11 protein-coding genes and 2 pseudogenes are annotated in these 12,860 nt (G+C 70.5%); 5 read left to right on the forward strand and 8 right to left on the reverse strand.

All coding sequences use genetic code 11. From position 1 onward, the window contains the following. The first annotated feature begins 34 nt into the window (after positions 1–34). Positions 35–568, forward strand: coding sequence for an FHA domain-containing protein (locus tag LXT23_RS30865; RefSeq protein ID WP_253983931.1), 534 nt, complete (start codon positions 35–37; stop codon positions 566–568). Positions 569–769: 201 nt separating this feature from the next. Continuing rightward, positions 770–1,951: a metallophosphoesterase gene (locus tag LXT23_RS30870; RefSeq protein ID WP_253983932.1), complete on the forward strand. Its 1,182-nt coding sequence runs from the start codon at positions 770–772 to the stop codon at positions 1,949–1,951. On the opposite strand, the gene LXT23_RS30875 is transcribed toward LXT23_RS30870, so the two are convergent. The 5 genes and pseudogenes from LXT23_RS30875 to sitA6 form a co-directional block, all read right to left on the reverse strand. Continuing rightward, the gene (locus tag LXT23_RS30875; RefSeq protein WP_253983933.1) at positions 1,932–2,597 is read right to left on the reverse strand and encodes a class II aldolase/adducin family protein; all 666 of its coding nucleotides are present in this window, start codon (positions 2,595–2,597) and stop codon (positions 1,932–1,934) included. The two genes, LXT23_RS30870 and LXT23_RS30875, sit on opposite strands and share 20 nt — an antisense overlap. After that, a complete protein-coding gene (mtnA, locus tag LXT23_RS30880; protein ID WP_253983934.1) occupies positions 2,594–3,700 on the reverse strand; it encodes an S-methyl-5-thioribose-1-phosphate isomerase in 1,107 nt (368 codons plus the stop codon). Before mtnA ends, LXT23_RS30875 begins: the two co-directional genes overlap by 4 nt. Beyond that, positions 3,697–4,581 (reverse strand): S-methyl-5'-thioadenosine phosphorylase, encoded by an 885-nt coding sequence (locus LXT23_RS30885; protein ID WP_253983935.1) that lies wholly within the window; start codon positions 4,579–4,581, stop codon positions 3,697–3,699. Before LXT23_RS30885 ends, mtnA begins: the two co-directional genes overlap by 4 nt. 43 nt (positions 4,582–4,624) lie before the next feature. After that, positions 4,625–5,347, reverse strand: coding sequence for a SitI6 family double-CXXCG motif immunity protein (sitI6, locus tag LXT23_RS30890; RefSeq protein ID WP_253983936.1), 723 nt, complete (start codon positions 5,345–5,347; stop codon positions 4,625–4,627). A 53-nt stretch (positions 5,348–5,400) separates the two neighbouring features. After that, positions 5,401–6,006, reverse strand: a pseudogene (sitA6, locus tag LXT23_RS30895) (SitA6 family polymorphic toxin lipoprotein); the annotation flags it as partial. 76 nt (positions 6,007–6,082) lie between these two features. Here sitA6 and LXT23_RS30900 point away from each other — a divergent pair. Beyond that, on the forward strand, positions 6,083–7,105 hold the full coding sequence (locus LXT23_RS30900; protein WP_253983937.1) for an SGNH/GDSL hydrolase family protein: 1,023 nt from the start codon (positions 6,083–6,085) through the stop codon (positions 7,103–7,105). 139 nt (positions 7,106–7,244) lie between these two features. Further along, entirely contained in the window at positions 7,245–7,685 is a 441-nt protein-coding gene (locus tag LXT23_RS30905; protein WP_253983938.1) for a CBS domain-containing protein, read from the forward strand. A gap of 29 nt (positions 7,686–7,714) precedes the next feature. On the opposite strand, the gene LXT23_RS30910 is transcribed toward LXT23_RS30905, so the two are convergent. Then, entirely contained in the window at positions 7,715–8,524 is an 810-nt protein-coding gene (locus tag LXT23_RS30910; protein ID WP_407692924.1) for an alpha/beta hydrolase, read from the reverse strand. 511 nt (positions 8,525–9,035) lie between these two features. Between LXT23_RS30910 and LXT23_RS50740 the strand changes: the two are divergent. Further along, positions 9,036–9,161, forward strand: a pseudogene (locus LXT23_RS50740) (helix-turn-helix domain-containing protein); the annotation flags it as partial. A 519-nt stretch (positions 9,162–9,680) separates the two neighbouring features. Here LXT23_RS50740 and LXT23_RS30915 read toward each other — a convergent pair. Beyond that, complete coding sequence (locus tag LXT23_RS30915) at positions 9,681–10,877, reverse strand: DUF1501 domain-containing protein (RefSeq protein WP_253983940.1); 1,197 nt, start codon at positions 10,875–10,877, stop codon at positions 9,681–9,683. A 331-nt stretch (positions 10,878–11,208) separates the two neighbouring features. Further along, positions 11,209–12,831: a DUF1800 domain-containing protein gene (locus LXT23_RS30920; protein WP_253983941.1), complete on the reverse strand. Its 1,623-nt coding sequence runs from the start codon at positions 12,829–12,831 to the stop codon at positions 11,209–11,211. Between the last annotated feature and the right edge of the window lie 29 nt (positions 12,832–12,860).

A 12,860-nucleotide genomic window follows, 5' to 3' on the forward strand; every position in this document is an offset into this window, starting at 1 on the left:
AGGCCCCCGGGGTCCGGGGTAACCTCGCTCCACCATGCCGTCCGTGAAGCAACTTCGCCCGTTCGCCCTGGCAACGCTGGAGGCCTTTCTGGACGCCTCCGGTCCCGTGGTCCTCGTCCAGCAGCCCCCCGAGCCCGTCTTCCAGCAGGTCGCCATGCGGCTGGGAGAGGCGCGCACGGTGGGCATGGCCCACCGCACCCGGCTGGTGGACCGGCTCTTCGTCATGCTGCGCGGCTTCGACGCGCTCGAGGTGCACTTCCTGCGGCCGGAGGTGGACGGACAGGAGCTCACCGTGGGGCGCATCGAGGGCTGTACCCTGGTGGTGCCGGACCCGTCCGTGTCCAAGCACCACGCCACGCTGCGCTGGCGCGCCGAGGCCCATGACTGCTCCGTGCGGGACATGGGCTCCCTGAACGGCACCTGGGTCAACGCCCAGGCGCTGCCCCCCGAGCAGGAGCGGATGCTCAACGACGGCGACGCCCTGTCCTTCGGCGACGCCCAGTTCCTCTACCTGCGCACGGAGACGCTGCACGCACACCTGCGCATGGCCAGCCCCAGCCGGATGTGAGCCTCCCGGGAATGGCGGCCTCCCTCCACGCGTAGGGAGGCCGGGTCCACCACGAGTGCGGCCGGGCGAGCGCCCGGTCCGCCGACTGGCCTTTCCTTCCGACGCCCGATGCTCCCATCTCGACCGCTCAACCCCTTCGTGCGGCGCGGCAGGCCATCCACGGCTATGACTGCTCCCCTCATGCGCAAGGGAGAGCCGTAGATGGGCAGGCTGCTGATACTCCTGGTGGTCAATGTAGGTGCCTGGGCCGTGCTGCGGTCGCTCTGGCCCGGCCTGCTCCGGGGGTGGCGCCGGGGGGTGTTCTCAATCGCCGCGGCCCTGTCGCTCGCCGTGTGGCTCTTCCCCGTGCTGGCCGGACGCCATGCCACGCTGCCCGTGGGCGATGCGGCCCTGCGCGTCTTCTCCGTGGGCTGGTCCGTCGCCGTCCTCATGGTGGTGCTCATCGGCACGCCCGTCGTGCTGCTGCGCAAGTGGGTGGAGCGCAAGCCGCGGACTCCCGCGCCGGCGCCCGAGGGTGCGGTGAACCTGAGCCGCCGGAGCCTGCTGACCAACGTGGGCCGCGCGGTGCCGGTGCTGGCGGCGGGGACGAGCTCGGCGGGGCTGGCGAGCGGCGTGTCCGGCTTCACGGTGCGGCAGGTGGAGGTGCGCCTGCCCCACCTGCCTCCAGCGATGGACGGCTTCCGCATCGGCCAGATTACCGACGTGCACGTGGGCACCTTCATCGACACGCGCTACCTGCACGACGCGGTGCGGGCGATGAACGAGGCGCAGGTGGACCTCCAGGTGATGACGGGCGACCTCATCGACGACCTGGACCAGCTCGACGGCACCATGGCCGCGCTGTCCGAGTGCAAGGCGAAGCACGGCATGCTCGCCGTCCTGGGCAACCACGAGCACTGGCGCGGGCTGGACGAAATCCTCCAGGCCTATGCCGGCGTGGAGGCGCGCGGCGGCCCGGTGCGGCTGCTGGTGGACTCGGCCCACACCTTCGAGCATGGCGGCCAGCGCGTGCGGGTGGTGGGCGTGGACTACCCCATGTCCGGCCGCAGCCACCGCGTGAAGGCCGAGCGCATGCAGCAGTCCGCGGAGGTGTCCTTCCGCGGCGCCTCGCCGGACGAGGTGCTGCTGTGCCTCACGCACCACCCGGACTTCTTCCCGCACGCGGCGGAGCGCGGCGCGCGGCTGACGCTGGCGGGGCACACCCACGGCGGGCAGGTGGCCTTCCTGGGCGTGCCGGCCTTCTGGTTCGCCTTCAAGTACATGCTGGGCCGCTACCGCCAGGGAGACCACCAGCTCTACGTGTCCGGCGGCACGGGGCACTGGCTGCCCTTCCGCCTGGGCGTGCCCACCGAGGTGACGGTGCTCACCCTGCGCGCGGCGTAGGGCCGGGCTGCTGCCCGTACGTCTTGAACTTCTCGAGGACGCGCTCCATCTCCGCGTCGTCGAGGAGCACGGGCTCGCCCACCTGGAGCGCTCGCCAGTACATGGCCGCGAGCGTCTCCACCTCCACCGCCAGCTTGAAGGCGGCGGCCAGGTCCCTGCCCAGCGCGAGCATCCCGTGGTTGGCCATGAGGCACGCCTTGCGTCCCTCCAGCGCCGCCAGCGCATGGCGCACCAGCTCCGGGGTGCCGAAGGTGGCGTAGGGCGCGCAGCGCACGTCCGCGCCTCCCGCCGCGGCCACCATGTAGTGGAAGGCGGGGATGCCCCGGCGCAGGCACGCCAGCGTGGTGCAGAACATGGAGTGCGCGTGCAGCACCGCGCCCACCTCCGGCCGTGCGGCGAGGAGGTCCAGGTGGAGCTGCCACTCCGACGATGGACGCCGGGGGCCCTCGTGGCTCCCGTCGAAGCGCATGAGGACCAGGTCCTCCGGGGTGAGCGCGTCGTAGTCCATGCCGGTGGGCGTCAGCAGGAAGCCGCCGTCCACGCGCACGCTCAGGTTGCCGGACGTGCCCTGATTGAGGCCGGAGGTGTTCATCTTCCGGGCGGTGGCAATCATCGCCTCGCGCTCGGCCAGGTGCGGGAGGCTCATGCCATCTTCCCCTTCCGCTCCGGGAAGAGCGAGAGCAGGCCGTCCTCCGAGGCCGGACACACGCCGCGCTCGGTGACGAGGGCCGAGACGAGCCGCGCTGGCGTCACGTCGAAGGCGTAGTTGGCGGCGGGGCTGCCCTCGGGGGTGACGCGCACGGTGGCGACCTCTCCGGAGCGCAGCCGGCCGGTGACGTCGCTCAGCTCGGCGCCGTCGCGCTGTTCGATGGGGATCTCCCTCACGCCGTCCTTCAGCGTCCAGTCGATGGTGGGCGACGGCAGCGCCACGTAGAAGGGCACGCCGTTGTCCTTCGCGGCCAGCGCCTTGAGATAGGTGCCAATCTTGTTGGCCACGTCTCCGTGCGCGGTGGTGCGGTCCGTGCCGACGATGCACAGGTCCACGTCACCGTGCTGCATGAGGTGTCCACCCACGTTGTCGGCGATGACGGTGTGCGGGACGCCGTGCTGTCCCAGCTCCCACGCCGTCAGCGCGGCGCCCTGGTTGCGCGGGCGCGTCTCGTCCACCCAGACGTGTACGGGAAGCCCCGCGTCGTGGGCCAGGTAGATGGGCGCGAGCGCCGTGCCCCAGTCCACCGTGGCCAGCCAGCCGGCGTTGCAGTGGGTGAGGACGTTGAGCCGGCCCTGGCGGCCCTTCTTCTCCCACGCGGCCTCGAGGAGCTTCAGCCCGTGGCCTCCAATGGCGCGGTTGATGGCCACGTCCTCGTCGCAGATCTCCTGGGCGCGGCGGAGCGCGGCGGCCACCCGCTGGGGCGGAGGCAGCGGGGCCAGGACGCGGCGCATCTCATCCAGTGCCCAGTGCAGGTTGACGGCGGTGGGGCGGGTGGCGCGCAGCAAGGTGAGGGCGTTCTCCAGCGCTCCGTCGGACGCGTCCGTGCGCAGTGCGAGCCAGACGCCATACGCGGCGGTGGCACCGATGAGCGGGGCTCCTCGCACCCGCATGTTCCGGATGGCGTGGGCAGCCTCTTCCAGCGTGGACAGGCGCGCGGTGGTGAAGGCGTGTGGCAGACAGGTCTGGTCGATGATGCCGGCGGCCTGGCCGTCGGGCTCGAGCCAGAGGGTGCGCATCGGCTTGCCGTGGACCTTCATTTGCTCAGCACCCGGCCGGCCACGGCGGACAGCTTCTCCAGCACCGCGGAGTCTCGCGCCTCGGGGGCGGTGATGAGGGCGTGGTCGAGCGCACGCTGGCAGCCGTGGCGACACGGGCCCGTGTGCGTGCCGAGCAGCGGAACCACGTTCTTCACCAGGCCGCGCGCCTTGCCGGCGTTACCGAGCAGCACGGAGACGACCTGGTCCACGGTGACGGCGTCATGGTCCGGGTGCCAGCAGTCGAAGTCGGTGACCATGCCCACAGTCGCGTAGCAAAGCTCGGCTTCGCGAGCGAGCTTGGCCTCGGGCATGTTCGTCATGCCGATGATGTCGCAGCCCCAGCTCCGGTACATGCGGCTCTCCGCGAGCGAGGAGAACTGCGGCCCCTCCATGACGAGGTACGTGCCGCCGCGCCGCGCGGTGACGCCCAGGCCCTCGCAGGCGGACACGAGGGCGTCGCCCAGGCGGGAGCAGACCGGCTTCGCCATGGACACGTGGGCGACGAGGCCGGTGCCGAAGAAGCTCTTCTCGCGAGCGAAGGTGCGATCGATGAACTGGTCCGCCACCACGAAGGTGCCGGGGGGCAGGTCCTCGCGCAGGCTGCCCACGGCGGACAGGGACAGCAGGTCGGTGACGCCGCTGCGCTTGAGGGCGTCGATGTTGGCGCGGTAGTTGATTTCAGAGGGAGAGATGCGGTGCCCCCGGCCATGGCGGGGCAGGAAGACGACGCGGTGCCCGTCGAGCGTGCCGAAGCACAGCTCGTCGGAGGGTTCCCCGAAGGGCGAGGACACCTTCTTCCAGGTGACGTCCTTCAGGCCGTCAATCTGGTACAGGCCGCTGCCGCCGAGGATGCCGATGACGGGGGTGGTGGAGGGGGACATCGCGGGAACTCTCCTGCGTGGGGAATACAGCCAGGGCCTGCCTTCAACGGGCTTCCACTTCCTTGAATTTCACGCCGTCCAGCGCCAGGCGGTCCATGGCTTCCACGAAGCGCTCATTGGCCATGATGTCCAGGTGCTTGTGGAGCCGGAACACGTCCAGGTCCGACGGCATCGACGCGGCGTCGAGGATGAGCGTGGGCAGGTACCGGATGTCCGCGTAGCCGCACGTGGGACACGGGGGCTTGCTCTTGGGGGACACGCAGTCGGGGTGGGGCTGACCTCGAAACTCGAGCTGTACCTCGTGGAACTCAGGAGGGTTGTTTCCCCGGAAGCGGACCTGGAGCGGACAGGCCTGCTCCAGCCCGCGCAGCCCGGCTTCCCGAAGCTCCGCGAGGGCCTCGACACGAACCAGGAGATCCGAGCCCAGGTAAGCAAAGAGGTCACCGAAGAGACCTGAGCCCTTGCCGGTCAGAGGACCGAATCCAACTCCGGATTCCAGGCGAGCCCATGCAGGAGCCAAAGGCCGCACCAGCTCGCGCAGCCGCTCGAACCCAGGCCTGGGAATGGGGCCGGGGCTGGACAACTTCTTGAGCTCCGGCGCGGGGAGGGAGGACAGCTCGACACATGGGTAGTTCAACCCGCCGATGCCACCGCCAGCGCTACACGTCGGACAGAGTTCCCTGCCCGGGAGCCGCCACGTGTGCGAGCCATTGATGTCACCCGTGAAGGGCGACGATGTCTCCTCTTCGACGACGTAGTATTTCACGGTGCTTTCCAGTGTCGGGCCCCGCTTCAGGGAGCCTGGATGTTGGGACCGAGAAGTTCCTGGGGAGTCACTTCGCGCCTGCGATTCGCCCTCCAGTATTCCATCCAGGCTTGGTTCCACATTCCTCCACGTCCGGTACCACTGTGAATCTCCCGATGAATGTGCTCGGGAATGAGGATCGTGAACCGATGGATGTCCACACCACGATCCTTGAACCAGAGCGCGAGGTCCTGCTGCTGCGGGAACAGGTGATGCTTGACCCGATTGCCCGGTTCTTGCCTGAGCGCGGGGAGAAAGCCCTGGCGGTAGCGGAAGTGGAACGTCATCCGGGGCCGCGCACCTGACCGGATACCCATGCTCCTCCAGTTGCGAAAGGCCGGAGGGCGCCATGGCGTCCGGTACGCCTGTGCCAGCTCCACTCTCAGCCTCGGCGAAGTGAACGCCACGGCCTCCGACGCCACATCCACGCAGTCGAAGACGCCGCACGTCTCGTCATCACATGCGATGGCGACGCACAGGTCCGAGTCCCCCTGCGGACACGACGCCGAGTTGCCTGCGTCTTCCCAGGCACGCAGGGCCGGAGAGCTGGCCCCGCATGCGGATAGCAGCAACGTGGACAGTGCAAGCAACATGCAGCCAGGGGTGAGGGCTCGAGCCATGAGGCCGTGGACACTACCAAAGGCGCTGGCTGCCTCCGCGTCTCCACCCGTGCGACTGGAGACGCGCGCGGTCGCCGTGGGGAACGCTCGGCTGAAGTCCCACTGGGAGAATGGCGCGGCCGTGGAGGCACTCCGCGAGGGCGGCTGGGACTTCGTCGTCCTCCAGGAGCAGAGCACCCTGGGCGTCCTCGTCGTGGATGGACGCCACGAAATCAACGAGCCCGAGCGAATCCTCTACCCCTACGCGCGGAAGTTCCACGCGGAGGCTCGACAGCGGGGCACCCGCACCCTCCTCGCCCTCACGTGGTCACGCCGCCGCGCTCCGGAAGCCCAGGCGCGGCTGAGCCACGCATTCCTCACGCTGGGCCGTGAGCTCGACGCCACCGTCAGTCCCATCGGCCTCGCATGGCAGGCCGTGCGCGACCAACACCCGGACGTTCCCCTCTACCTCGATGACGGCAGCCACCCGACCCCCGCCGGCACCTACCTGGCGGCGTGCACCCTGTACGCGACACTGTTCGGCCGCTCGCCTGAAGGACTGGCCACCAGCGCGCGTGGCATCCCCATCCCCAATGGCCAGCCCCAGGGAGCAGAGACGACCCTCGTCTCCCTGCCCGAGCCCACGGCACGCCTGCTCCAGAAGGCCGCGTGGCAGGCCGTCGAGACGCTGAAGACTCGCGACAGCGCCCTCGACACGCCGGCCCCACGTCCCCTCCCCTCGCTCCCGACCGGCGCGAGCGTGAAGTGGGACGCGCTCGCGGGCACCTGGGCGGGCGAGCTGCGCTTCTATCCCGAGGAGTGGGGCCAGTCCCCCGCGCGGATGCGGCTGGAGCTGAAGCGCACCGACGAGCAGTACCAGGGCCAGCTGCGCATCTCCTTCGCCGATGGAACCAGCGAGGGTCCTCACGCGGTGCAGCTGGAGCGCTCCCCGGAAGGAACGATGCGGTTCACCGCGCCTTTCGGCGCCAACGCGCCGGGCGATGTGCGCTTCGAGGCCGCGACGGACCGCAACGGCCAGCTGGTGGGGACCGCGGCGCATGAAGACCCTCGGACGCTCGACCGCATCCTCGGTTCCTGGTCGCTGGCGCCGGTGCGCTGAGTACTTCTGGGCCGTCCGGGCGGGCCTGCGCGTCCGCGTCCGCCGGGAGTGCCGGACGTCGGCCGGCGGAGATGGCCTCTGCCAGCCTCATGGCGGCGCCTCACCTTTAGGCGCAACCCCCTCTGCTCTGGAGAACGCCATGAAGGTCGAAGAGGTCATGACCGAATTCCCCGTCACCTGCATGCCCGACACGAGCATCGAGCAGGCGGCGAAGTGGATGGTCGACTGCGACTGCGGCGCACTGCCCGTCGTCGACAGCGACAACAAGCCCCTGGGCGTCATCACCGACCGCGACATCACCTGCCGCATCGTCGCGCAGGGAAAGAACCCCTACAGGCTCCACGTGGATGACGCGATGACGCACTCCACCGCCACCGTGTTCAAGGACACGTCCGTGGAGGACTGCATGGAGCTGATGGAGGAGAACCAGGTCCGGCGGCTGATTGTCGTCGACGACGAGGGCGCCGTCTGCGGGATGGTGTCCCAGGCCGACCTCGCCCGGCACATGCGCCCGGAAGACACCGCCGAGCTGATTCGCGAGGTCTCCGCCTCGAGCGACACGCCCTCGCAGCTCCACTGACGCTCACGTGCTCGGCGGAGCCGCGCCCCTCACGGCCCCCCGAGCGCGAACGCGGCCATGCGGTCCACCAGCGTCGTGCCGGAGCGCTCCAGGACGTCGTTGTGCCCGGCCCCCACCACCGTCTCCACCGTGGCCCGGGGGAAGCGCGTCCCCAGCTTGCGTCCCATCTCCACCGGGATGAGTGCATCCACCTCGCCGTGGATGATGAGCACCGGCAGGTCCACCTCGGAGGCCTTCGACGCCGTGTCGAAGCGGTCTCGCACCAGCAGTGCGGTGGGAAGGAACGGGAGGGCCAGGGCCGCCATGTCGGTGATGGACGTGTAGGGCGACACGAGCATCACCCGCGAGCCATGCCCGCGCCGTGCCATCTCCACCGCCACGCCCGTGCCCAGGCTGCGGCCACTGAGCACGGTGCGCTGCGCCGGCACACCCTGCTCGCGGAGCCGCGCCAGGGCCGCCTCTGCCGCCGCGTAGATGCCGTCCTCACTGGGACTGCCGGGCGAGGCGCCATAGCCGGGGTACTCGACGGCGAGGAAGCCCAGCCCCCACTCGTGCAGCCGGCGGCCCAGCCGCACCTGGCCCAGGAGCTGCTCGCCGTTGCCGTGGAAGTGCACCACCGTGGGAGCCCCGGGAGGCGCCGGCAGGTGGAGCACGTCCACGAACTGCCCTCCCTCCAGCGGCAGGCGGCTGAAGCCCTGGTCCTCGGGAAGCGCGGACGCAGTCCTGGGCGCGGGATAGAGCATGGACCGCTGAAGCGCGAAGGCGGCCACGCACAGCACCACGTAGAGGATGGCGAGGATGGAAATAAGTTTCAGGAGCATGCGACGCAGCCGAATCATCAGGCGCCCAGTCTGCCTCATCCGCGAATGGGCCGGGCTTCTGACGAAGCCCTTCGAGAACCGCTCGCCTTTGTGCCGGGTTCGGGTCTTCCGTCGCGCTGGCTGGAACATGACCGGAGTCGCGTCATGCGAGCAGCTCCTCCTGGAGCACTTTCAGGCTACCTGCACACGGAGTCACACCGAACGCACATCGAGCCAGCCGATGCGGCACGGCTCCTGGAACCACTCGGCCGACGGCGCACCGCACGCACGGAGGTCCACGGGGATGCAACCCGACCTCACCTTTGACGAATTGCCTCCCCGCGAAAGCGAGCAGCGATTCCTGAGCGGACTTCCGGCTCCGTGCAGGGTGTGAGCCCCAGCCGACTTGCCCGGTCGTCCTCCGTCGGCATGTCAGCCCCACCCGCTAGGAAGGTCCTCGCGGAAGGAACATTCCTTCCGCGGGCGGGTCGGTCCGGCAGGGGGTAGGCAGATGATAATGGAGCTGTACCAGCAGTTCGTGGCCACGCGGATGCAGGAAGCGGCGGCGGTGATGGCGCAGCGGGGCTACGAGAACACCCCGGCCGCGGAGCTGGCGCGGGTGATGCGCATGTCGGTGGGCTCGCTGTACCGACGCTACGGCAGCAAGCGTGGCTGTGCGCTGGCCATTCGCGACTTCTCCGAGGACGAGCTGTGCCGGTATGCGCGCTACGAGTTCCAGATGGCCAGCACGGACGAGGGCGCGGGCTTCCGCGAGGGCTTCTTTGCCCTCTGGCGAATGCTGGCCGGCTATGCATTGCGGCTGCCAGGCGTCTTCTGCTTCATCTTCCTTCACTGGCACCCGGAGGATGCCCCCGAGGACACGCGAGGCTGGCAGGTGCGCACCCTCCTCCAGGAAGTCCTCTCGCGGGGAGAGAGTGACGGGGCGCTGGTGCCGGGCTCGGCGGTAGCCAGGGCGTGCATGGTGTGGGGCGCGCTGGCGGAACTGGCGCGAGTAGCGGCGAAGTGGGAGGGCACGCTGAGCGAGGCGGACGTATTCGACTCGGCGGAGGCGCTCTGGCGGGCCCTGGGCCCCAGGGAAGATTCGAAGCCCCGGGGGCCTGGTGGTACGACTCCTCCAGCCTGTGAGACTGCCCTGGAGGAAGCGGCCGACAGCCGGCATGGCGCGGAGTGCGGGCTACGTCTCGAACAGCCCCAACGGCGCGGGCGGGGTGAAGCCAGGGAAGACCTCCGACAGGTTGACACCCGGCCTGCACGCACGCAGCGCCTCGGCCAGCGGCGCTCGCACGTCCGTCCACGAGGGCACGTCGCGCCCGTCCTGCAGATGCTCCGGCGTCAGGGACTCGAAGCGCCCATACACCTTCCCTCCCCCCACCCCGCCTCCGAGCACCAGCATCGCGCTCCCCACGCCGTGGTCCGTGCCGCGGCTGCCGTTCTCCCGCACCGTCCGGCCGAACTCCGTCAGCACCACCACGGTGACGTGCTCCAGCCGAGGCCCGAGGTCCGTGGCGAAGGCCGACAGCGCTCCCGCCAGCTCGCGACAGCGGTTGGCGAAGACTCCCGTCTCCGCTCCCTGCGCGGCGTGCGTGTCCCAGCCGCCCATCTCCGTCGCGGCGACCTCCAGCCCCACGTCTCCCTGGATGAGCCTCGCGATGTCTCGCAGCCGCTGTCCGAGAGGGCCCTTCGGGTACTCCACTCCAGCGCCGCCCGAAGGCAGCCGCGACAGGCGCTCCTCGTCCAGCCGGGACAGCGCCTCGAACGCGCCCTGCCCCGTCGTGCGCAGCGCTTCGTCCACCGCGCCCGCGTAGAGCGCGCTGAAGCCACTGGTGGCTTCCTCGCCCCTACGTCCGCCTCGGAGCCGGAACTCCTCCAGCCGGCCCATGGCCACCGCGCCCGCGTCTCCGAACAGCGCCCGGGGCAGCGTGGGCTGCAGTGCCACCGCTCGCAGCGCGGCGGCGGTCTCCTCGGCCTCCAGCGCGCGGTTGAGCCAACCGTCCGGCGTGGCCTTGCGCCCGGGTGTGCCGGACTCCACGAAGTCCTGCGCGTCGAAGTGAGAGCGCACCGGCGTTGGCAGCCCCACGCCATGCAGCACCGCGAGCCGGCCCTCGCGCCACAAGGGCAGCAAGGGCTCCAGGCTCGGGTGGAGCCCGAAGCGGTCGTCCAGTCTCAGCGCGGAGCCCGGTCCACTGCCTGGGGCCTTCAGTGCCAGCGTGGGGCGCGCGCGGTGGTAGGCCGGGTCCGCAACCGGTGGCACCAGTGACAGTCCATCTACGCCCCCGCGCAGGAACACCGTCACCAGCGTGCGGCGCGCGGGCGTTCCCGGACTGGCGGCCTGCGCCCGGCCCAGGAAGCCCGGCGCGAGGAGCAAGCCCACGCCCGAAAGGCCCACGGCACGCAGCAGTCCGCGACGGGAAAGGGTCGGGCGAGGGGCGTCCGGATGCCCTCGAGTGCTGGAGCGGGAGGGGCTCATGGTTCCTGGAACTCCTGCGAGCCGAAGCACAGCGGCCCGTCGATGCGGGGACGTCCATGGGCCCGCTGCGACATCGCGGTGGGATGATGACGCGACGAATGAATGGGCTCTGGAACTCCTTCGACCCGAAGACATGTCGCGTCCGCTGCGCGAGCGACGTCGGGCCGCTTCGACAGCACGGCACACCGGGTGAGAGACGGGCTCGTTGCCCCTGGAGCCTCAGTGAGGGACGGGCTCATTGCTTCTGGAACTCCGGCGAGCCGAGCAGCAGCCCGGCGATGAGGGGGACGTCCACGGGGCCCGGCTCGTCCTCGGCGCTGGCGGCCTCGGCCCGCTTCGACAGCGCGGCGAGAATCGTGGCCCGCGTCTGCGCCGACGGCGGTGCGCCCAGCAGCACCTGGCCCAGCGCGTCCACCCAGCCCTCCGCCGAAGCGGTGGCGGGCGTGGCCAGCGACTTCAGCGACACGCGCGTCCCCGGCAGCCGGCCGGACACCAGCTCCAGGCTGAAGTTGAGCCGCGCCACCAGCGCGCCACTGTTCACCCAGGGCGCCGCCACCTCCGGGAAGCCCGTGGGCGCGGGCGCGCGGTAGAGCGGCTCGCCCATCTTCGCCAGGGACTGCACCAGCCTCGGGCGTACCGTCACCTCCGCGCCCGTGGCCCGCAGCGCCGACACCACGAACTCGAAGGGCGTCTTCACCTTCGCGCCTCGCGCCTCGGGCGCCCAGAGCTCCGGTGACTGGAACAGCGCTCGGTACACCGTGGGCAGGTCCCCCTTCGAGTCGAGGAACGCCTTCGCCACGCGCTCCACCAGCGCCGGTGGCGGCGTGTCCGAGACGAACCGGCGCGCCAGCTTCGTGGCCAGGTGACGCGCGGTGGCAGGGTGGCTCGCGAGCAGGTCCAGCACCTGCTCCCCATCCTCCAGCCGCCCTCCCCCGGCGATGCGCTGCCCCAGCACCACCTTCTCCAGCGGGTCGTGCGCCCCGCGGCGGAAGTAGAACGCGGGCTCGCGGCGCGGCCGGCGGATGCTCCAGCCCGTGAAGCAGCGCGCCACCTCGCGCACGTCCTGCTGCGTGTAGCCACCGTCCACGCCCAGCGTGTGCAGCTCCAGCAGCTCGCGCGCGTAGTTCTCGTTGAGGCCCGGCTTCGGCTCGGCGTCCTCCCCGTCGTCCTCCTCCATGCTGGCGGACATGGCCTCCGGCGGCTCCCGGCGCAGGGGCCTCGGCATGCCGTCGCGGGTGCTCCTCCAGTTGTCCAGGTAGAAGAGCATGGCCGGGTGCCGCGCCGTCGCACCGAGCAGCTCCCGGAAGCTGCCGAAGACGTGCGGGCGGATGGCGTCGCGCTCGTAGGACGTCACCATCCACCGCACCGCGCCCTTGTCCGCCGACACGTTGAAGTGGTTGAACCAGAAGTCCACCAGCACCTCTTCGAGCTGGCGCGGGCTCTCCACCGCACGCAGCACCTTCGCGGCGGACTGCTCCAGGCCGATGAGCGCGGGGCGCTGCAGCTCGCGCCCGTCCAGCAGCGCCTGCTCCCGCTGCTTCTTCGCCGGGTAGTCCCGCGCCAGCTCCGCCATCGACATCGTCAGCGTGGGCAGCGCCTGGAGCTTCGCCTCCAGCTCCAGCGGCGGCTTCGCGTCCGAGCGGGCAAGCTGGGCCTCCACCCACGCGTCCACGCCCAGCCGCCGCACCTCGGCCAGGTCCCTCGCCGAGGGCCCGAAGGCCAGCCGCCGCAGGACATGCACCGCACGCGCCTCGTCGTACGGAGGCGGTGAGGCATCGGGAGGTGCGGCCACCGGGTGAGGGCTGCTCGCACACGAGAGCAGGACGGCCACCAGGGGCCCGAGGGGCAGGAAGCGCATGGCTGACGTCTCAACCCATGAAGTCGCCA

Origin of the sequence: Pyxidicoccus xibeiensis, assembly GCF_024198175.1 — a bacterium.
Taxonomy (GTDB): domain Bacteria; phylum Myxococcota; class Myxococcia; order Myxococcales; family Myxococcaceae; genus Myxococcus; species Myxococcus xibeiensis.